Origin of the sequence: Oleiphilus messinensis, assembly GCF_002162375.1 — a bacterium.
Lineage (GTDB): Bacteria > Pseudomonadota > Gammaproteobacteria > Pseudomonadales > Oleiphilaceae > Oleiphilus > Oleiphilus messinensis.
The window spans coordinates 3,066,791-3,088,497 of the sequence record NZ_CP021425.1; the positions used below are offsets into that span (position 1 = coordinate 3,066,791).

The following is a 21,707-nucleotide window of genomic DNA, read 5'->3' on the forward strand; positions in this document are numbered from 1 at the left end:
GCGAAAGGATCAGTTCATGACGGAAGATCGTTCTGATGACAAACCTGATGTCAGATTTGGAAAAATCAGCCCTGAACTGATTACGCAGGTTGAAGGTAAGACTAATCCGGATTTTCTGCATCAAATAGTGGATTTACAGATACACCACGTAAAAGTACTGCAACAAAACGAAGCGCTCAGGCTCAGTCAAAAGGAGTTGAGTGATTCATTGGCACATTATCGTGCTTTATACCACGCCGCACCGATTGCGTACCTGCTCATGGATAGACAGTGGGTTATCCACGATGCGAATAAAAAAACTCAAGACTTACTTGAATTGCACAGTCGCCGTATTACCGGGAAACCTCTGTCGAATTTTATATCCGAAGAATCCTGCAGTGATTACAACTGGTACCACAATGCAATGCTGCACAAAGGTGTACTGCCAGACGGGCAGTTATTACTGCACCTGAAGTCTGTGGATAAAATTGTTTTGATGCTTTGCCGTAAAATCTGTGAGATCTCCGAAGTGATTGACGAAGCCTCGTTGTGCCTAGCGGTACTCATAGATATTACCGAGCTAAAAACGATTGAATCCGCATTGTTAAAAGTTAATCTCGATTTCGCTCACCAGGTTGAAGTGCGAACCCGACAGATCGCAAAGAGCAGGGAACAGCTACACCGATTTCTACAAGCTTCTACTGACGCAATTATTACATTCAACAATCGAGGGCTTATCCAATCTGTGAATGCGGCGGCTACAGATATGTTTGGATTTTCAGAAAACGAGCTAGTGGGCATGGACATCGCAAAATTACTTCCTGAGCAATCGACATTGTTCGACAAGCAATTTATCAATTTCGTGCAATTCCAACCGGCCCAATCATCACGAGAAGCGCGAGAAACGTTCGGTCGAAAAAAGGATAAAAGTCATTTTCCCGTTAGCGTCGTGCTAACGATGTTAAGTGATCAATTCGATTTAACTGCCACTATTCGGGACATGTCTGCACGAGTTGATCTCGAAAAAACGATCCAGCGCGGTCAGGAAGAAGAACGAGAACGGATTGGCCGTGATTTACACGACTCCGTTGCTCAGCACGTAGTTGGCGTAACCTTAAAAGCTCGCAGTTTGGAGCTCCAATACAAAAACTCCAACGCTATAATTGCGCAAGAAATGAACGCACTCTGTGCCAGTCTGGAAAACGTGACCCACGAAATTCGTGAAATTGTGAATAATTTATTGCCAGCGGGACTTCATGGTGGAAATCTTCTCGGTGCATTGAGAAGACTGGTATCGCACTACGAAACATCCAACGGTATTGAAGTCGCACTCCAAGCGAACCAAGAACCACTCATATTCGATCCAATGGTTGCCATACAATTGTTTCGAATTACCCAGGAAGCATTTCAAAATGCCTGGAGCCATAGCCAGGCGACTCGCATTGTAATAAGTATCGAAGAACAAAAAGAGCGGCTTTCTCTGAGCATATCGGACAATGGCATCGGTTTATTCTCCGACGGCGAATTTCCGCTTCAGGCAAATCACCATGGCCGTGGTATTGCGAATATGTTCTACCGTGCACGACTCATCGGTGCACACCTCAAGATCGAATCTCCCGAGCAAGGTGGAACCTGCATTAAGTGCGAAATCGATAATACTTAAGGACTAATTGGGTTATTACCATTTGATAATGAATTTGGTCAAACCGTCGCACATAATTTTGATTCCAAGGAATAAGTGAAGCGTCCGCAACTACACAGGGAGAGAAAAGTGATTGCTGTAGCCAAACAACTGGAAGGTAAAATAGCATTGATAACGGGGGCCACCAGCGGTATCGGCCGAGTCGCTGCATTGGAGCTGGCTGCCCAGGGTGCTGAATTATATTTAGTGTGCCGTAGCCAGATCAAGGCAGAAGCAATATGCAAATACATCTGCGAACATACTGGAAATGAGCAAATTCATATATTGCACGGGGACTTGGCATCATTAACTGATGTAAGACGAATAGCGAACGAATTCATCGTTCTAGAGAAACCTCTCCATATCCTGTTGAACAATGCCGGCGTATTCAATCTCAAACGTGAAATCACGGTGGATGGCCATGAGCTTATGTTCGCTGTTAATTATTTAGCACATTTTCTACTTACAAATTTACTGTTAGATCGACTTAAATCAAGCGCACAAGCTAGAATCGTGAATGTCGCATCAGATGCACATATGCTAACTAAGTCCTTACAAATACACGATTTGAGTTTCGAAGATGGATTCAAAGCACTCAAAGTGTATTCACACTCAAAACTCGCGAATATTCTTTTTACGCGCGAATTGGCAAGCCGTCTTGGAAACTCTGAGCTGACAGTCAATGCAATTCATCCTGGAACAGTCGCAACAAACCTGGGAGCCCAAAATGGTTGGGTCGGGCTTATCTTAAATAAACTAATGAAAATATTTCTCCAATCTCCAGAGAAAGGCGTACGCACTTCGATTTATGCATGTCTATCTCCAGATTTGAATGGCGTAACGGGACAGTACTTCGCGAATTGTAGAAAGCATGAACCAAAACCGTGGGCGAAGGATGATGAAATGGCTCGGCAACTATGGAGTGCGAGTGTAAAACTTACCATGCTGTAAATTGGAGACTAAGCAGAAATAGCGCAGAAACAAGCCATTTCTATATTTACCAATACTAAACAATATTGGACATATAGATAGGTCTCCTTTTGAAGTAATAGCTTCAGTTCCAGGCAAATTGCCGCATTACTCGACACGCTCGGTTACGGCATTTCCGTGCCTGGTATCTGTTCACCCTCAAATTCGGACTGGGCTTCTCCGGCAACATTACTAGAACTCTTCTGATAAAAGAGCTTCAAAAAAATCGTCACCCAGCATCGTATTCATTGCATCGAACGCAGCTGACTCAGTTCTCTCTCGTTCAATCTGATCATCAATGCCCAATGGTTCTATCTTCGTCACGGTTGTGAACATCGTTACTTTTCAACTTTTCCTTTCTTGACGGAGACGAATGTATCTAGGAGAGAAAATGTTTTATTTACAATATGTTCCCATTCATTTAGCAATTCCCGATTAAACGTAATTTTGATTCCAACTTTTTTATAAAAAGCTGTAGCGATACAGCTTTTTATGCAAGTAATCCAAATTACTTTTGTTTGCTTCGCATTAACTGGAAAGAATCTGTCAGCGCTAGAAACACTTCTACAGCCTAACATTTCAAATTTTTGAGCATCGTATTCTTTCAACCCGCAGGTAAAGCGTTTATAAAGTTGGAGCTGATTACCAAACTCACGAACTTTTGTTAAATGAATTTTGATTTTATCTGTAGAGTAATCATCATTACTTTTCCATATGTTGTGGGTGATCCCCACTTCAATTGCCTTATCTTGTGAATCAGAAGTGCGTCCTGTAGTAGCCTCTAAAGTATCAAAGTCAAAATAGAAGTAGACAGTTTTCGTATACTGAGCAAAACGCCGAGAAGACTGCAAATAACGCTGTGGAATTTTGATGCCAATCTCATAATGTCGATCGTTATAGCCATAAATAGTTTTTTCTAAGTATTCAGGTTTTGTTTCGCTTTGGTGCTCAGTACACCCGGATACAATAAGCAAGATGAGCGCAAGGATTGATTGGAAGCATCTGTGAGAATTAATGGAGTGAAAATTTAACTTGCCGGTTCCATGCGTCATTCGAACATCCTCATTCATAACGATATATATGGTGCGCCTACTGAAGACAGGCATTCCCATCACAATTTCAACTAGTCCGAATTGATAGCATAGTTCGTTCAGCATATCTTAAAACACGCTTATCGCCCAATAACAAGATGGATTTTGCCATGACTTAACCTGGAAACCGCCTGGTAACGGTAACCGATACGCCCTACTACCACATCGTCTTCCGTTGCGTGCGTCACAATTTCCTCGGCGGAGTGGATCAACACACGGCCGTAGCTTTCCCCCCATTAAGCCCTTGCTCCTCTTCGGTTAAAGGAGCCGCAACCGCAGTGGTCAATAAACTAATTAGCAGAGCGCCCCTCCCACACTTGTTGCAATAGGTTGTAAATTTCATGAGAGACATTCTTTGCTGCTTTCAGCAATTTATTATCTCTATTAAATTCGGGCTCCAAATCAACAAAGGCTTTGGCAAGATTGACATCTTTTTTTAGTATGGCGTGTAACAAAAGCTCATTAGGAAGAGTTCCACCAAGTTGTTTGTGATGTTGCATCAACTTTATTTTAGTCTTATAGTTTGATGAATCTAAACGGGCAATGCTGTGGATTGTGCTATATTCACTCCGACCACAAGTAGGTACCCGTGTGTCTGCTTGAAATTTAACAAGTAGTTCAATTATTTCTATATTTTGGTCTCCCATAGCCCTTGTAAGCACTGTACAAGCAGTACCTAAGTCTATATTGGGGTCTGCTCCAGATTCCAATAGAAGCCTAACCAATGAGGTATCACCTCGTGACACTGCAGAAGAGAGCGGTGTAATAAAAACTCCAGAAGAGTGTTTAACAATGACGTTAGGACTGTCCCCTGACTCTAATCTTGAGCGTACAATTTCCCTTGCGTCTTCAATAGCGACAGTCCGGTCAATGATCGCTTTGTGTAGAGCTGTAAATTCATCAGCATTCGCAACCAATATCGAACTAATTGCAGCAAGAATAAAACACCATATATCTTTCCGTTTCATAACATCACCGTTACAGGCTTTGATTTGACGACCTCCTCACGGAGAGTCGAAATTCTCCACTTTTAACCGTCAGATTGGATGAGGCTGCGATATTGCATGTGCAGAATACCGATTCTTAAATATTAGTGTTTATAATTTGATCGTGTTTTCAGTGATGTGTGGATGTGGATGTGGATGTGGATGTGTGAAAGGCTCATCCCTTCAGGTGTTTTTCAATATTCTTGATCGATAACACCAAAGTCATCGGCTCAAAACGCGATGGTTGAAATCCATAGCGTTCATAAAACCTTTTGGCGTCATCTGATATGGCCTGGACCAAAAGTCCTTATGATTAATAGAGGCTGTGGAGACCCCGAAAATTGTAAACTGTTAATAATGATAACGACACTGCGCTATAAATAATGTGCCGTCCACAACTTTATAAACAAGTCGATGCTCTTTGTTTATCCGCCTTGACCAGTAACCCGTCCAATTATGTTTAAGTGGTTCTGGGTCCCCAATGCCTTCAAATGGCTGACGTTTAGTATCTTTGATGAGATTGTTGATGCGCTGAAGCATTCTCTTATCTATTTTTTGCCAGTAAAGATAGTCTTCCCATGCCGTTTCAGCCCAAGATAAGATCATTCCTCAATTAATTCCTTATTAACCACTCTGCCCGCTTCAATCTCTGCAATTGCCTTATTGAGCCTTTCAGCATTTTTAGGGCTTGCCATTAAATAGGCGGTTTCCTCATAGGCTTGAAAATCTTCCAAGCTCATCACCACTGCGGGCTTACCATTTTGCCGCGTAATTAAGATGGGTTTGTGATCATCATTTACCTTGTCGAGCGTGCTGGCTAAATGAGAACGAAAAGCGGAATAACTTAATGTATCCATAAATCCTCCTGTTCATTGTACTTATTATTGTACTTGTACCAATATAAGTACGCAATCTATGATTCTGCTACCAAACCACATGTATCACTATTTCTTACTTAGTCGATAAGCATGAGGTGTAATGCCGTGCCAATTCTTGAATGCATTGATGAAACTGGTCGATTCCGAATAGCCGAGTTTGTTGGCAACCTGCTCCACAGGTAAACCGAGGCTCAGCAGATATTCATCTGCGAGCATGCGTCGAACTTCGTTCCGCAGTTGTGCAAAGGATACGTTTTCGACATCAAGATGCCGTCGCAATGTTCTGGCTGTCATGCAAAAGTGTGAGGCTACTTCATTCATGGTGGGCATATCACTGGCTCGTACAGCTAAGTGATTGCGTACCTGAGCCGCCAAACCGCTACGCGCAACCCGTTGATTCAATATGGCTGCGCATTGCTGTTCTGCAATCTCCAAAGCCAGATCATTCGCTTGAGGAAGTTTGCGCTCCATTCGATTTTTATCAAGCAGAGCCTGGTTATGGTTAGCACCAAATGTCGGAGTCAGGCCAAAAAAGTCTTCATAATAAGATGCATAAGCCGGACGTTCGAAGTTGAAACTTAATGCCTCCAACATTGACTCAAGACCAAAAATATCCCGCAAGGCCGTTATTAACGCTGCACTATCACGTTCTACAATAAAGCGGCGTACAACCAGCGGTACTTCATCATCATACAGCGTGGTACGAATATGCTGCTCCGTATCGTCGACTTCAAAGCGCGTATAGGCGAACGTCAAGTGAAAATAGCGCATCGCCACATTCATCGCATCCCGGCCTGTGCGACTGCTGACAATAGCAAAGCCTAAAGGTCCATAGGCGGTAAAGTGGTAGCGCTTGCCCACCTGAATGCCTAAAGCGGGTATATCTTCCAACTCTTGCACAAGGTTTTGTGTCATCCGCAGCTCCTGGCTTGCCGACACAATCGCATTGGGATCAAATAGTTGTGATTGCGTAACTCGCGTTCCTGCTAACACGCTAGAAATAGATATGTCATACTCGCTTGCAAAGTCTGCCAGCAAGCGCATTCCCGTAATACTCCGGGCAAAATTCCAGCTAAACATGCAATAAACATCTGACCTGTTTTATTGATTTTCTGTCCCCTACACGCAGTGTAGCACGGTTAAATTCGACCTACTATGTGCACAATTCCCTCCATTCTCAATAAACCTGAAATTAAAGGCGTAATTTCATGAACAACATGAATGCTTCCGATCACAACGACCTCAGGCGTAGGGTCTCGAGCCGTTTAATGCATATTGGATTTTGATTATGAGTACCTTTATTAACACGTTTGAAACAATAGAAACTGAAGCCGTTAATCCCGCTACAGGTGAACGGATCGGGGCCGTGCCCAACACTCCGGTGGATCAATTTCCGAATATCTTTGCACAAGCCCGAGTGGCACAGTCAGTTTGGGCGGATAAATCCTTTGCTGAACGTCGACTGCATATCCAAAAAATGCGCAACTACATTCGCGACCATGCAGAAGAGCTGGCGAGGATAATCAGTCTCAGTGGTGGTAAAACTCAGATGGACGCCTTAACCACTGAAGTTCTACCCTCTATGCTTGCATGCGATTGGTACGGCAAACATGCCGCCCGTGTTCTGAAACCTGAACGGCGGGAATCGTCCAGTATTATGTGGGTCGGTAAACGATCGGAAATACGCCATGAACCCTTAGGCGTCGTTGGTATTATCAGCCCTTGGAATTACCCTCTGTCCATTCCGTTTGGCGAGATCATCATGGGCCTGATGGCAGGCAATGCTGTCATACTGAAAGTTGCGGCAGTCACCCCCCTGGTTGGTCAAGCCATCGAGGAGATTGTTGCCGCTGGCGAGTTACCAGAAGGATTGTTTCAGCATATTGTTGGTTCCGGCGCTACAATCTCATCCGCGATGTTTGACAATGGGATCGATAAGCTATTTTTTACTGGTTCAGTACCTGCCGGTAAACAGTTGATGGCGCAAGCTGCCGCTACGCTTACACCAGTCAGCCTCGAACTGGGTGGTAAAGATGCCATGATAGTCCTGCAAGATGCCGATCTTGATAGAGCCGCAGCCGGAGCCGCGTGGGCGGGCTATCAAAATGCAGGGCAATCCTGTGGTGGTGTTGAACGGATCTATGTTCATGAGTCTATCTATCCAGAATTTATTGAAAAGCTGGCGACGTTAACCCGAGAATTACGACATGGCGCAGAAACATTTTCATTTAGTGTGGATATCGGATCAATGACCACCGCGAAACAACGCCAGGCAGTTGAAAAGCAGTTGGCCGAAGCTGTTGCGAATGGTGCAAATATTGTGGCTCAATCCAAACGTGTTGGCGATCATGATGGTGAATTTCATCCTGCTACCTTGGTTGTCGGAGTGAACCACGAGATGACCTTGATGCAAGAAGAAACTTTTGGCCCGATTTTACCGGTAATGCCTTTTATGAGTGATGATGAGGCCGTGACGCTTGCCAATTCATCTTCAATGGCGTTAACCGCATCGATCTGGACGAAAGACACTGAACGAGGCAAACGCCTTGCCAACCGGGTCAACGCCGGCGTCGTAGCCATTAATGATCATTTGTATACGCATGGTATGTCAGACTTGCCCTGGGGCGGGCCGGGAGAGTCAGGCATCGGGCGCACCCATGGCCCGGAAGGACTACGTGAAATGACGAGTCCAAAAGTGGTTAATTGGGATTGGCTACGCGCCAAACGCAATTTATGGTGGTACCCACAGGATGAAGAAAGCTACACAGCCATTCGCCATGCCCTACATCTAGTGGCGCCGCGCTCGCTGGGTGATTTTATTCAGGCGGCTATCAAGGTACTGCCAGTATTGATTCGTAAAATGTATTTTCGGAAGTAACTGCAAAACTCTGTCCAACCGGGCAGAGTCAATTGCTCACAACATCAGGCGGTTTAATGCCTGCAGATTATGCAAACTCTCGGAAATGAACGGATGCCTGCTTTGCACTACTGTTTTGCTTTCTTCCTATACTGTCCCGGCGTTTCCCCAGACCAACGGTTGAACGCACGGGTAAAGTTTGCGGCACCTTTATAACCAAGGAAGTTCGCAATTTCCTGAATTTGCATATCGGTGTTCGTTAGTAGACTTTCTGCTTCTCGTTGCTGGACCGCTTCGAGAACCCGTAAAAAACTCGAGCCGACCTCCTGTAAACGCCTTTTCAAGGTTCGGGATGAAAGGTTTAAACGGGATGCCACAGCGTCAATTTTGGGATAGCCGGAGTAAGGCGTGAGTATCAGGGTTGCTTTGACACGCTCAGTAATATCTTCAACGTCCCGGCAGAATCTCGCCTTTTCCTGTTCACAATAAGCCAGTGCCTGCTGGTACGCCGTTTCATTCGCAGCGGGTAATGGGAGAGTTAAAAGTGCGTCAGGCAGCATGATCTGATTCGTCACCTGATCAAATCGTATATCGGGTAATCTGTCGCAGTATTTTCCATGGTATTCCGGCTCTGGCCAATCGACGTGTATTAAAACCTGCGGGCCAATCTTGTTACCGGTCAGTCCGTCTGCAACCTTCACGACGGTCAACATCAAGGTTTCATAAAAGAAACGTCGCAGCCGTTGGGCATCCCTTGGCGAGGCCCGGAAAATGGGATGAGTTTCGGCTATTTTGATGATGGCAACATTCTGATTTGTTTGTACATCGATCTGATTTTTTTGAACTTCCAAACGAAAGCTTTGAAGTCTCATACCGAAAAATGTGGAAGCCAGATCCAGAGCCGCACCTAGGGTTGGCGCACTCATGGCAGCAAAAACAAGCATTCCGTGGGCAGTGGGGGGCAACGCTAGACCGTATTCGTAGCCAATACCATCATCTTCTGCAGCGTTCAACGCCTCAAGTACCAGCTTTGACCACTGAAATAGATTAATGCGCGAGTCTGTGCGGGTCAGGGCTACAGTCGGTAACGCTGCGTTTCTGATCAGTGGTGCACTATCGATTCCGCGTTCAGACAACACATCAAGTAGCACTTTCGCATAGGTCGCCGGCAGGCTTGGTCTGGAGAGGTCATAGGGATCGTTTTTGGACATTTTAAATTACGTATTCTGAACTACAGATTCTGATCTACTTATGCTGAACTACGGCTTTCGAACTGGCCTAAAATGATTATTAATATGGCACCCGGACAACTCACGGTCAAGACCCGTATCACTGATAATACGATCCAGTCTTTTTAACCTATGGAATTATTATGAGCTTGCCCCAACCCTCAGACAATGCTCGCGCCGTGGTAACCGGTGCCTCCTCTGGTATCGGAGAAGCGCTTGCACGGCAATTGGCCTCTCGTGGCTATTCGCTGATTTTAGTCGCACGTCGTGTTGCCAAACTTGAAATATTGGCTGCAGAATTGCGTCATCAGTATGGAGTAATTGTCGAGTTGTATCCATGTGATCTAGGTGATAGAGCTGCACGTCACCAGTTTCGTGATGAACTGGCGAAACGGGAAATCTCGATTCTCTGTAACAATGCGGGCTTTGCCACTTTTGGAAAACTCAAAGATCTGAACCCTGAGCGTGAACGAGAAGAGCTTGAGGTAAACGCTGTTGCTGTGCAGGATCTGACGTTGGCGGTGCTGCCAGCCATGATCCAGCGCCAGTCAGGTTCGATTCTGATTGTAGGCTCAACTTCGGGCCATCAACCCACTCCATCCAATGCGACTTATGCTGCGAGCAAGGCATTCGCCAACTCCTTTGCGGAGTCGCTGCATAGTGAACTCAATGGTACTGGTGTCAGCTGCACCCTACTCGCTCCAGGCCCAACCCGAACCGGCTTCACTGAAGTGGCTGGTATTACAAAAATAGACGAAATCGGTGGTAATACCCTTTGGTTAAGTGCCGAACGCGTTGCGAATGAAGCGATTAATGGCATGGATAAAAACAGGCGCATTGTGATTCCTGGACTTATCGCCCAAATGCAGACGCTGGGGGGGCGTTATACGCCACGTAGTCTGCTGTTGCCTATCCTGAAACAGGTTTTTTCGAGGTTGTCCTGATGTTAAAGCAATTAATCGCAGATCTAAAAACACCAATATCTTTAGTTAAGTCAGGTGGCGGTAGACTGTATCAGAATGCCCAATACCTCACCGCTGTTGTCGAGGTTGATGAAAAAGCAATGACACGATGGCTTCCGTCCGGGATAAAGCTTGCTAACCCGAACCGTGCGGATCTGTTCTGTGCTTACTTCCCAAATAACGTTTACACGGGGGCATACCATGAAGCGGGTCTTTTTGTACATGTTAAAGCGGGCCGGGGTTACGGCATCTTTTGCCCTTGGATGATTCTAGATGATGATCGTGCCATGATCCTGGGTCGGGAGCTCCTGGGCTATCCCAAAAAAATGGGTGAGATCAGCTGGGCACACGAAGATAACCGCATTATTACCCATGCCAGCCGTCGTGGCTCTAGCTTGATCGAGATGAAAGCAACCCTTGGCGAGGTTTTACATGACGCCCCCCCTATTTTAGGTCTTCCCCATCGAAATGTTTCCGGCCTGATGGGGTTGGGATTACCCCGTGAAATTCGATTTACCCCCATAGAGAAGCCCATTGAAGTCCGCCAGGTTGACATGCAGTTGAGTCTGAATGGTTCCGCCAATGATCCCGTTCATGAAATGGGTTTAGGTCGAGTTGTGGAAGCACGTCTTCATCGGGTGGATCTTTTCAGCAGTCTGTTACCCCCGCTGCAAATTCCTCGAATTACCAATCCTTTGTTCTTGGCACGCCAGCTAAATCCACGTGTATTGTAAGCAGGAAACGTGGATGATTAATTTTTTGGGTCGTCGTTTAATAACTAACATGCAGGGCATTTTTTATGACTCAGAGCAACACACCGATTGATTCCAGTCCACTCGGTACGTCTTACAACCTACCTTGTGGGGTGACACTTCGTAATCGCATTGTAAAATCGGCTATGAGTGAACAGCTTGGAGATCGTTACGGTTCTCCTACCACTGATTTGGAGCAACTTTACGCGGCATGGGCCAAAGGCGGTGCCGGTTTGCTTATCACCGGTAACGTCATGGTTGATCGTCGAGCCTTCGTTGAACCGCGTAATACAGTGCTAGAAGACGAACGTTTTATACCTGCTTACCGGCGCTGGGCTGAAGCTATCCATGGGCATGGTGGAAAAATTATCATGCAGATCAATCATCCCGGCCGGGTAGCCGTTTTGCCGCTCTTGAAGCGCCCTGTCGGCCCCTCTGCGGTTCCATTACAACTTCCCGGCATGGGGGCACGAAAACCTCGGGCGATGACGGAGGCGGAAATCAAAGAACAAATTAATCGCTTCACTACCTCTGCGATTCTGGCAGTACAGGCTGGTTTTGATGGCGTTCAGATTCATGCTGCACACGGTTACTTGCTCTCTCAATTCCTCTCGCCGTTGTCTAATATCCGCACGGATAGCTGGGGCGGAAATGAGGAAAATCGTCGTCGTTTGCTAATCGAAATCGTGCGTTCAGTGCGTCAGTCGATCGGTCCTGACAAAATACTTTCCGTCAAACTGAATTCCTCTGACTTCCAGAAAGGCGGTTTGAGCCAAAGCGAATCGATTAACATTGCCCTTGCGCTCGAAGCCGAAGGCACTGACCTTCTGGAAATCTCGGGTGGAAACTACGAATCACCTGCGCAACTGGGCTTTGCCCCGGATAGCCATGCCGCTAACGATGCTTACTTCATCGACTTTGCAGAGCAACTTCGTCAACATTGCAGAATGCCATTGATGTTGACCGGCGGTTTGCGTAATGCTGCTTTCATGAATGAAATTATTAAAAAAGGTGTGGTAGACGCAGTGGGTCTCGCACGCCCTTTCGCCATGAAGCCAGACCTCGCCACCGATCTCCTCGCTGGCAGATCCGCTCCTGAATCACCACGAGTTCCTGCCGTTGGTTACAAACCTGTAGACGCCTATATGCAACTGGCCTGGCACGCGGCTCAATTCCGTCGAATTAGTGCTGGCTTACCGCCAAAACATCTGGGCGGATTGATGAAAACGCTTCTGGCTTTTGGACCACGCATGGGGTGTAACATAGCGACCCAGCGCTGAATCTAGTTTTTACCCAGTTAAATAAAGGAATCATAAAAGAGCGGGTTTGTTTATGGCTTCAGGGGAAATCCCAATTTATCTAACAGATACAGCCATGCATCCCGCCATCCACCTTTCGTTTTATAGGTGTTTAATGCATAAAATGTGAGTTTTATCCCCATCCATCGGAAGGGTTCTGGTGGTATCCAGCCTGGCTTCGTTTGTGTAAACGATAATTTCCGCTCGGGAATATCGCGATCATCCACGATGGCTAAAGCCATTCTGGCTGCAAATCGGCTCGCAGTTACACCAAATCCTGAATAGCCGCCTGCATAGATCATTTTGCTGCTGTGGAAGTGCTGAAAATGCAGCGTCATCTTTGTGTTTAATGCGATAGGCCCGCTCCAAGCATGCGATATTTTAATGCCATTGATCGCCGGAAAGGTTTGGTATAAGGCTTCGACTAATCGGACATAAGGTGTCGCAGATTTATCAAACTCAGGATCGGTATTGTTACCGTAGAAATAACCCAGGCGTCCCCCAAAAAGAATGCGATTATCTTTTGTCAGCCGCATATAGTTCAGTTGAGACCGCGTATCAAAAATGCCTTGCCTGTTTTTCCAGCCTAAACTGGATAGTTGTTTCGGTGTTAAAGGCTCAGTCATTACAATCCGATCACGGATGGCCGCAACCCGGGTACTGATCTTTTTCTGATGCTTGGTAAATGCATTTGTGGCCAGGATGACTTTATTTGCTGTTACGCTTCCTTTGGGGGTTCTTACTCGAACCGCATCACCTGAGGCAATACTGGATATCATTGGTGTATTCTCATAGAAAATAACACCCAACTGTTTCGCTACCCGTTTCAAACCCCAGGCCATTTTGGCTGGATTGATGGAACCTGCTCGTTGTTTAGACCAAAGTCCCTTTATAAACAATGGGGAATTTATTTCTTCAAGCACGTTTTCATGGTTAAGTAGACAAACATCATGCCCGTGTTGAGTGTACAACCTGTATTCATCTTCAAGGTCACTAACGCCCTGCTCGTCCACGGCTACAATCAATTCACCAGTCCACTCCACATCACAATCGATCCTGTATTTTTCAATGGTCTGCCGAAACTGATCCATATTCTCTTTCCCTAATCGCTCAAGTTCTGCCATTTCACCGGGAAAGAGTCGTTCTGTATTTTCCATTCCATGCATCAACGAAGGTGATAAAATGGCACCGGGTCTGCCTGACGCGCCTATTGCTGCAGTATTTGCTTCAATTACAATTACATCACGACCAGGGCTTTGTTCTTTAGCTTGAACTGCACTCCATAGGCCAGTGAAGCCGCTGCCGACGATTAACAAATCCGTAGCGATATGAGCGTTCAGACTTTCTTCAACATCTGGCGCGCTAGGATCATCCAACCAATAGGACGTAAATTTGGTGTCGCCTAAAGCCCGGTTTATGTGATCAAGCACTGCTATTCCCCCTCAAGATATTCTACTCTGGCCTCCCAGTTGAACTTTCTTTTAAATGGGAGGCTTTTGAGTGATTTTAGGGGTCAGATAGGGTAAGAAAAATAGTGCTCAGGCCCTAAGAGTCATGAATATCATTCATGATTAAACCAAAATGAAACGCCTCCCCTTTACTGTCTTAGGTTTAGCTGCTTGTGCAGGTTCAAAAAATACTGCGCAGCAAGTTGATGAGCCCATGGCTTTGCATCCCAATCTGCAAAATGTGCGCAGTGGCTTCCATTTTTTGTTAGAGCCAGTATGAGATTAGGCATATTGGCAATCGCTTGCTGGTAATCTCGCACGTTTTCGACCACACATACTGGATCATCCGCAGCGTTGAGGATAAAAAGTGGAATGCTAATGTTCTCGAACCCATTCATTGGATTGCAGTACTGATAGTATTCATCCTTGCTTGCATATCCCGCACACTCGTAAATGTTTCGGTGAAATTCATCTAGCGTGCGGGATTGCTGGATGGCCGGATAGGAAGGTAAATGACTGAAATGTTGGCTATTGGCCTCAATAAAATGACGTTTTAGCTTACGGGTCATCGCCTTGCTGTAGAACGGATTGGCTCTTGAAAACGCAACATCAATGTTGAACCCCGGACAGTATGCAAAAGCCGCTTTAATCGCGGTTTTACACCCCTCTTCTCCGAGATATCTAACCAGCAATCCTGTACCAGCGGACGAACCAATAGCATAGAGTGCCGAGTTGGGTACCTTGGCCTGTATGTGTGTGATTTGTGCTTTAAAGTCTTCAACATCGCCCAGCGTGTTAATTTTAGGGCTGGTCACTGGAAGGTTGCCATGCCCCCGGCGTTCGCAAAACACAATTCGCCACCCTGTTATTCGGTACATATCTCGCACAAAACCACGCATGCTGTGTGGCGACCCCGTTATGGTAGACAATACGATTAACGTCGGCGTGTTTTCCGGCAAGTGCGTACCTAGCCAATGTAGTGCAGTTGTTCCCCCGTCTTCCATGGTTAACAAATCACGGCGGTCGTATGTCAGCTTTGATCCAAATTGTTTTTTCATGCCTAGCCAAAGCAACTGCAAGTGGTGATTATACAGCCAGGGAGTGGGTCTGAATGGCTTGTTGATCTGGGTCAGCCCATTGAGGATTTGGTTGTTTCCATCATTTACCTGAAAGAACAGTTCAGTTGAACTCATTACGCTATCTCACCTGTGCAGTGCATTATTACGATCTGACTACCCTGTTCAGCAAAACTGAACACTGTTAAGATGTATCTAAAAAAATACCGGAAGGAATGTTATGAATTAAACTTATCGCTGTCAAGATTGTGACTGTATCGCGTGCCTGCGTGGAGAATTGTTACTCACTAGGTCACTGTATCGACCTGCGACTTTTCAGTTGAAGGTTCCTTTGATAGGCGTTGCTCACTCGATTTCATCACAGCTTTTTGGATTATTAAGTTATTTGGATATGTCATTATTTCGTTCTCACTTTGGATGATCACATGAAATAACGTGATTTCATTAATTTGCCCACTAACACTGTTTTCGCCATCCAGCACTTTGACCCAGTCACCTACTCGGTAGGGGAAACCAAAAAAAATGATCAGGCTGGCGGTAATGTTACTCAGAATTGACCATTGGGCAAATAACGCAACCCCAATTACAGCAAAGACTGAGGACACGAAAACAGTAACTTGATTATATTCAATCCCCAAAATCAAGGAGATTATAATCAACATTACCAATGTAGCAGCAATATCCAAGGTTTTTGTTATATAGGTTATTCGATATTGGTGTACCTCTTTCGACATACCCAGACGCCTAATCACAACACCGATGAATCGCAGACTCATTCCATAGATCACAAAAACCAGAGCAACCAGTAACCAAGTCATTTTCACTCTTTCATTTAGTTAACTTGCGTTGATATTATGTTGAGAAGTACGGGGATGCAATATCGCTAGGTAGAAGTTAATGCTTTATAGCCATATTCGTCGCATTGTTTAGGCTTTCGGCTCTACACTGGCATGCATATTTTGAGGAAAATAGGACTAATGGATATTCTGTTGCTGCTTTCCGGGATTGCTTTATTAAGTTTGGGTGGGGAAGCATTAATACGAGGATCACTTTCTGCTTCTCAGCGTCTTGGAATTTCTCCATTACTCAGTGGATTAATAATCGTAGGGTTCGGTACATCTGCACCTGAATTGGCAGTTTCTTTAGATGCCGCAGTGAACGAACGACCAGACCTTGCCATTGGCAATGTCGTTGGTAGTAATATTGGCAATATTTTTCTAATTTTGGGGCTTTGCGCGGTAATTACACCTCTCGCTGTTAGGCCATTGATATTGCGCAGGGATGCAAGTATGGTTTGTTTTGCGAGCTTGCTGTTTATTTTGTTTGCCAACGATCAAGTTGTTGGGATCGTCAATGGAATTGTCCTACTTCTTGCATTGATTGCGTACCTTCTCTGGGCATACTTGAGTGAGAAAGTTCGTACAGCTCCCTCCTCAGAACTTCATAAATCGGAAGCCAAAGAGCTGACAGCTTTACCAAAATCTGGACTCTCGACCACATTTTTTGTCTGCGCCGGCCTGATTCTTCTAATTATTGGTTCAAAAATTCTTTTAGATGGTGCCGTAGGTTTAGCTGAGGAATTAGGTGTATCTCAGGCTGTGATTGGTTTAACTCTGGTGGCAGTGGGCACATCCTTACCAGAGTTGACCATCTCCATCGTTGCTGCACTGAGGCGCCATGCTGATGTTGCTGTTGGAAATGTGCTTGGAAGTAATATTTTCAACCTACTCGGAATCCTTGGTATATCAGCAATCTTGCAACCACTTCAAGTTCATAACAGGGTTTATCAATTCGATCAATGGGTTATGATTGCTTCTTCATTGCTGCTGTTTATCTTGTTAACTACTGGACGCAACCTAAACAGACCGGAAGGCACCGTTCTATTGTGTAGTTATTTGGCTTACCTTGGTTTCAGTTTCTATATTTTTGCTGATTGACTGACGTGTGTTGGTTCACAGTAACTGCGAATTCAACTCAATAATGAGATTTGTGTCACATTTATTTACACCCTACCCTGAATTTGTTAGTAAGGTCAGTGCGAATTTTTATCGATTCCCGGTTTTTGGGGTGGTCAGGCTGAAGAAATTGAAGAAACTTGAATTAGAATCAGCCGATTTTGATTGTGGATAAAGATAAAGTGTCATTTTTGTTTACATGTATGGGGTGCTAATGTGATGCTGGCGACATCAATTGGTTGATATTTGATCACTATATCCCTGATTTTATTCATGGGAAGTGGGGGCGGAATGTGGATTGCAGCGTTCCCATCGACATCTGATTAAGGGGGATTTGGTGTGAAATTGCTTTCTATCACTTCTGTTTTCTTGGGTTGCGCGATTTCAGGCTACAGCGCAGCAGTAACGATTACACCTACCACGGATGGTGGTTTACTCGCCGGTACAATACTCGGGAGCGGCGTAACAATTGATCCAGGTTCGATAAGCTATACGGGAAGCGCTACCCAGGGAGCGACCTTCACCGATGGCGGTGCCATCGGAATTTCTTCCGGTATTATTCTGACATCGGGAGATGCTACGCTCGCTGTCGGCCCAAATTCCAGCTCAGGCACTACTGGATCCCTGGGAACCCCGGGCGATGCTGATTTGTCGGGTTTAATTGGTGGAACGCCGACCTTCGATGCCAATATTTTAGAATTTGAATTTACGACTGACACTGGCGATTTGTTTTTTGACTTTGTATTTGCTTCGGAGGAATATAATGAATTCCTCGGTTTTATCGACCCATTCGGCCTCTTCGTTGATGGTGTGAATTATGCGCTTGCGCCAGACGGATCCCCAATTTCGGTTGGCACAGTCAATTGTGGCCCTACCGGTACAGACCCTGGTGGACCGAATTGTAGTTTTTTTAACAACAACGACGGTGGCTTCTTCGATATTGAATATGACGGTTTCACGGATGTTTTTACGGCTAGCATCCTTGGTCTTGGAGCCGGTACACATACCATGAAATTTGCGATATCAGATGCTTCAGATATGGAATTGGATAGCTCGGTTTTCATTGCCGGTGGTTCATTTTCCGCAGTTGATCCCACAAATCCAGTGCCATTGCCTCCAACTACCCTGTTAATTGGTATTGGCTTACTTGCAGTGAGTATGCGTAAATTCGAGCTCAACAAGCGTTAAAAGTGCATTTGGAAAATACGTTGCATTATGATCTGCCCCAGTTGAAAGGGTTCATGTAATGTGTGGTTGAGCTGGAAATATACTGATTTACGTTCTAAACGAATTTCGATTACGGATATCACATCGAAATTCGTTTCACTTATTAAGTTTGTCGTTTATTCCCTTGGTTTATAAAGCCAAAACCACCAGACTATGCCGAATATCAGCGCGATGCCAAGTAAGTTTATCGCCCACATGAGTCTTCTCCTTATCAAGGTTGTTTCCCCGATGGGTTGCAGGTGCAGGTGCCATCAGGAAAAACTTATAAACTTTAATGATCTTGTGCGTTAAAAAAACGTAATCGATTCGCGTTCGTTACCACGGTTACTGACGAAAACGCCATGGCGGCCCCGGCAATGACTGGACTCAGTAGCAAGCCAAAAAACGGATACAGCAGTCCAGCGGCAAAAGGAATGCCTGCTACGTTGTAAATAAAGGCACCAAACAGATTTTGCTTGATATTCCGGAGCGTGGCTTTACTCACGGCTATGGCATCCGCAAGACCGTGCAGTGAGCCTCGCATCAAGGTAACGTCAGCACTTTCTATCGCGACATCGGTACCGGTGCCTATGGCAAATCCTATATTGGCGAGTGCCAGTGCTGGCGCATCATTGATGCCATCTCCCGTCATGCCCACAATTTCATTTTGCCTTTGCAATTCTGCTACTTTTTCTGACTTTTGTTCGGGTAGTACTTCAGCATAAAACTCTGTGATGTTGACTTTTCTGGCCACAGCTTCCGCTGTAGCCCGGTTGTCACCGGTAAGCATAACAACTCTAATTCCGTTTTTTTGCAAGCGCTGTATTGCGTCCGCAGAATCTTTCTTAATCGGATCAGCAACGGCAATAATTGCAGCGAACTGGTTATCGACAACAAAATACATTGGGGTTTTCGCTTCGCTTGCCAGCTGTTGCGCTTTATCAAGGTAATTGCTGATGTCGATATTGCGTTCTTGCATCAACTTCTCGTTACCAAACAACAGTGACTTGCCTGAAACCCGGGCTTCAATGCCATGCCCGGCGATTGCATTAAATGATTCTGCATCACTCAACGTCAGCCCCCGATCCTTGGCAGAGTCCATAATGGCAATAGCGAGTGGATGCTCCGAACCCATCTCCAGGCTGGCTGCCAGTTGCAGTACCTGCGTTTCATCAAACTGTGAAGTACAAATGATGTCTGTGACTTTGGGTGCACCCTCAGTAATGGTGCCGGTTTTATCGAGAACCATTGCTGTAATTTTAGAGGCGGTTTGAAGTGCCTCACCATTGCGGATTAACACGCCTGCCTCAGCGGCCTTACCAATCCCCACCATAACTGACATGGGGGTGGCTAAACCCAGCGCACATGGGCATGCAATAATTAACACGGTGGTTGCAGAAACCATCGCGAAGGCGACTACAGGTGAAGGCCCGAAGTTCAACCACATCAAGCCGCTCAGTACAGCGATAATCATAACAACCGGCACGAAATAGGCAGAAATTACGTCCGCTAATCGACCAATGGGTGGTTTGGAGTTTTGGGCCCGTTTAACCATCGCAATAATTTGCGCCAATGCAGTGTCTTTTCCAACTCTTGTCGCTTTGAATATTACAGTGCCGGTTTTGTTCAGGGTTCCGGCAACGACTTCATCATCAGGTTTTTTTTCAACCGGCATAGGCTCACCAGTCAACATTGATTCATCCACGGATGTCTGCCCTTCAACGACTACTCCGTCAACCGGTATTTTTTCACCAGGTCGTACGCGAACCCGGTCATCCATCAAGACGTGTTCAATTTGAATGTCGAGATCCTTCCCATCGCGAATCACTCTGGCCGTTTTGGCTTGCAAGCCAATCAAACGCTGGATGGCTTGTGATGTTCGTCCTCTGGCTTTTGATTCCAGTGCCAGCCCGAGATTGATAAGGCCGATAATCATGGCTGTTGCTTCAAAGTAGACATGCCGCGCCATATCAGGGACAACTGAGGGAAAGAAAACAACAAACATTGAATAGACCCAGGCTGTGCCGGTTCCCAGCGCAATGAGCGTGTCCATGTTTGCAGTATGGTTTTTAAACGATTTCCATGCGCCGAGGTAAAAATGTTTGCCGGAAACGTACATGACTCCAGCGGTGAGCAGTCCTACGATCAACCAGGCAATTCGCTCACCCGTTGTAGTGACAGACATTTCACCAACGACAAGACTGTAGATCATCAGAGGGATGCCAAGCGTCAAGGCAATCGACATATCACGCATCAGCCTTTGATAGTAGGCATGATCTGTCGCTTCTTTTTGATCGAGCAATTCATCTTCCGAGACACCTTCTCGGGACTTGGCATTGTATCCAGACTTCTCAATCGCTTCGATGAGTCGAGATTCGCTCACTGCGCCACTGACCGACACGGTTCGCTCGGCATAATTCATTGATGCATCGACAACGCCCGGAATGTCCTTTAACGCCGTTTCAATTTTACTGACACAACTTGCGCAACCCGCGCCTTCAATAATCAACTCTTGAACAGGGAACGATTTTTCTTCCGTGTCATGGCAATGACTTTCATGTTTCATTTGATGTTCTGACGGACTCATGAGCAATGCTCCTGTTAGTCTTATCCGCAAAGTGTTTTAAATTATCCGATGTTTGACCTCTATTTATTTTTTGATGTTAAAACTGTGTGTTAAACACAAGTCAAATGTTTTTTAATGCAGATGAGCGGTAAGGCAGGGTCAAACCGCTGCCCAGCCCTGCAATCAGGTCAACAATTTCATTCTTCTACCGTTACGGGACTGTGCATGCCGGCCTGGTAGTGGCCCGGTATATTGCAGGCCGCTTCAATTTGCCAGGCATTTTCAAACTTCCAAATAAGTTCTTGTGTCTCCCCAGGCTTTACGGTAATGGTATTGCCCCCTGGCCCATGATGCATATTGGGGTTTTTCATCATCATTTCACCATGTTCCATGTGTTCATCTTTTGTAGCAATTGAAAACTCATGGGGCATCGTCCCTTTGTTCGTGATTACAAATTTAATTGTCTCACCGTCTTTAATATTGAGGGGCTCATGTTTGAATCGCATACTGTCGTGCGCAGTTACTTCAATTACTCGAGACACCTCAGATACTTCACCTGGCTTACCAGCAAGTGATTCTCCACTATGAGCGTGGCCACCCATCATATGACCTTCACCATGATGATCTTGCATCATATTGTCGTGGTGATTGCCTCCATGCTGATCATGGTCTGATTCAGGGTCATGCTGATAAGCTCCGCAGCCCGTAATCATCAGCGTTGAACCAAGAGCAATTGGTAGTAACAGTTTCACGATATTTCTCCTTTGATTTCTG

The 21,707-nt window shown here is 45.6% G+C and carries 19 protein-coding genes; 8 read left to right on the plus strand and 11 right to left on the minus strand.

The features are described 5' to 3' along the window. Window positions 1-16: 16 nt before the first annotated feature. Window positions 17-1,642: a PAS domain-containing sensor histidine kinase gene (locus OLMES_RS13325; protein WP_087461717.1), complete on the plus strand. Its 1,626-nt coding sequence runs from the start codon at window positions 17-19 to the stop codon at window positions 1,640-1,642. A gap of 108 nt (window positions 1,643-1,750) precedes the next feature. Next, window positions 1,751-2,611 (plus strand): SDR family oxidoreductase, encoded by an 861-nt coding sequence (locus tag OLMES_RS13330; RefSeq protein ID WP_157678299.1) that lies wholly within the window; start codon window positions 1,751-1,753, stop codon window positions 2,609-2,611. A 356-nt stretch (window positions 2,612-2,967) separates the two neighbouring features. Here the strand turns inward: OLMES_RS13330 and OLMES_RS13335 are convergent, their stop codons facing one another. The 5 genes from OLMES_RS13335 to OLMES_RS13360 form a co-directional block, all read right to left on the minus strand. Then, window positions 2,968-3,681 (minus strand): hypothetical protein, encoded by a 714-nt coding sequence (locus tag OLMES_RS13335; RefSeq protein ID WP_087461719.1) that lies wholly within the window; start codon window positions 3,679-3,681, stop codon window positions 2,968-2,970. A 329-nt stretch (window positions 3,682-4,010) separates the two neighbouring features. Beyond that, a complete protein-coding gene (locus tag OLMES_RS13340; protein WP_087461720.1) occupies window positions 4,011-4,688 on the minus strand; it encodes an ankyrin repeat domain-containing protein in 678 nt (225 codons plus the stop codon). Window positions 4,689-5,057: 369 nt separating this feature from the next. Continuing rightward, window positions 5,058-5,312 (minus strand): Txe/YoeB family addiction module toxin, encoded by a 255-nt coding sequence (locus OLMES_RS13350; protein WP_087461721.1) that lies wholly within the window; start codon window positions 5,310-5,312, stop codon window positions 5,058-5,060. Next, a complete protein-coding gene (locus OLMES_RS13355; RefSeq protein WP_087461722.1) occupies window positions 5,309-5,563 on the minus strand; it encodes a type II toxin-antitoxin system Phd/YefM family antitoxin in 255 nt (84 codons plus the stop codon). The genes OLMES_RS13350 and OLMES_RS13355 overlap by 4 nt, the downstream gene beginning before the upstream one ends. A gap of 87 nt (window positions 5,564-5,650) precedes the next feature. Next, window positions 5,651-6,664, minus strand: a complete 1,014-nt coding sequence (locus OLMES_RS13360; RefSeq protein ID WP_087461723.1) for an AraC family transcriptional regulator — start codon at window positions 6,662-6,664, stop codon at window positions 5,651-5,653. Window positions 6,665-6,872: 208 nt separating this feature from the next. On the opposite strand from OLMES_RS13360, the gene OLMES_RS13365 reads away from it, so the two are divergent. Then, on the plus strand, window positions 6,873-8,462 hold the full coding sequence (locus OLMES_RS13365; RefSeq protein WP_087461724.1) for an aldehyde dehydrogenase family protein: 1,590 nt from the start codon (window positions 6,873-6,875) through the stop codon (window positions 8,460-8,462). A 107-nt stretch (window positions 8,463-8,569) separates the two neighbouring features. On the opposite strand, the gene OLMES_RS13370 is transcribed toward OLMES_RS13365, so the two are convergent. Continuing rightward, window positions 8,570-9,652: an AraC family transcriptional regulator gene (locus tag OLMES_RS13370; RefSeq protein ID WP_087461725.1), complete on the minus strand. Its 1,083-nt coding sequence runs from the start codon at window positions 9,650-9,652 to the stop codon at window positions 8,570-8,572. A 161-nt stretch (window positions 9,653-9,813) separates the two neighbouring features. Here OLMES_RS13370 and OLMES_RS13375 point away from each other — a divergent pair, with 161 nt between their 5' ends. The 3 genes from OLMES_RS13375 (at window position 9,814) to OLMES_RS13385 (ending at window position 12,664) form a co-directional block, all read left to right on the plus strand. Beyond that, a complete protein-coding gene (locus tag OLMES_RS13375) occupies window positions 9,814-10,614 on the plus strand; it encodes an SDR family NAD(P)-dependent oxidoreductase (protein ID WP_087461726.1) in 801 nt (266 codons plus the stop codon). Next, window positions 10,614-11,366: an acetoacetate decarboxylase family protein gene (locus OLMES_RS13380; RefSeq protein WP_087461727.1), complete on the plus strand. Its 753-nt coding sequence runs from the start codon at window positions 10,614-10,616 to the stop codon at window positions 11,364-11,366. Before OLMES_RS13375 ends, OLMES_RS13380 begins: the two co-directional genes overlap by 1 nt. Window positions 11,367-11,431: 65 nt before the next feature. Next, window positions 11,432-12,664 carry an NADH:flavin oxidoreductase/NADH oxidase family protein gene (locus OLMES_RS13385; protein WP_087461728.1) on the plus strand — a complete coding sequence of 411 codons (1,233 nt, stop codon included), beginning with the start codon at window positions 11,432-11,434 and terminating at the stop codon, window positions 12,662-12,664. A gap of 50 nt (window positions 12,665-12,714) precedes the next feature. Here OLMES_RS13385 and OLMES_RS13390 read toward each other — a convergent pair whose 3' ends face one another. The 3 genes from OLMES_RS13390 to OLMES_RS13400 form a co-directional block, all read right to left on the minus strand. Continuing rightward, window positions 12,715-14,112, minus strand: coding sequence for an NAD(P)/FAD-dependent oxidoreductase (locus tag OLMES_RS13390; RefSeq protein WP_087461729.1), 1,398 nt, complete (start codon window positions 14,110-14,112; stop codon window positions 12,715-12,717). Window positions 14,113-14,279: 167 nt separating this feature from the next. After that, window positions 14,280-15,323 carry a YheT family hydrolase gene (locus OLMES_RS13395; RefSeq protein ID WP_087461730.1) on the minus strand — a complete coding sequence of 348 codons (1,044 nt, stop codon included), beginning with the start codon at window positions 15,321-15,323 and terminating at the stop codon, window positions 14,280-14,282. Window positions 15,324-15,493: 170 nt separating this feature from the next. Then, window positions 15,494-16,024, minus strand: a complete 531-nt coding sequence (locus OLMES_RS13400; RefSeq protein WP_087461731.1) for a mechanosensitive ion channel domain-containing protein — start codon at window positions 16,022-16,024, stop codon at window positions 15,494-15,496. 159 nt (window positions 16,025-16,183) lie between these two features. Between OLMES_RS13400 and OLMES_RS13405 the strand changes: the two genes are divergently transcribed. Both OLMES_RS13405 and OLMES_RS13410 read left to right on the plus strand, forming a co-directional pair. After that, window positions 16,184-17,143: a calcium/sodium antiporter gene (locus OLMES_RS13405; protein WP_087461732.1), complete on the plus strand. Its 960-nt coding sequence runs from the start codon at window positions 16,184-16,186 to the stop codon at window positions 17,141-17,143. 357 nt (window positions 17,144-17,500) lie between these two features. Beyond that, window positions 17,501-18,349, plus strand: a complete 849-nt coding sequence (locus tag OLMES_RS13410) for a choice-of-anchor L domain-containing protein (protein WP_087461733.1) — start codon at window positions 17,501-17,503, stop codon at window positions 18,347-18,349. Between the two features lie 310 nt (window positions 18,350-18,659). Here the strand turns inward: OLMES_RS13410 and OLMES_RS13415 are convergent, their stop codons facing one another. Next, window positions 18,660-20,954 (minus strand): heavy metal translocating P-type ATPase, encoded by a 2,295-nt coding sequence (locus OLMES_RS13415; protein WP_456299502.1) that lies wholly within the window; start codon window positions 20,952-20,954, stop codon window positions 18,660-18,662. A 176-nt stretch (window positions 20,955-21,130) separates the two neighbouring features. Continuing rightward, entirely contained in the window at window positions 21,131-21,685 is a 555-nt protein-coding gene (locus OLMES_RS13420) for a cupredoxin domain-containing protein (RefSeq protein WP_087461734.1), read from the minus strand. Window positions 21,686-21,707: the final 22 nt, after the last annotated feature.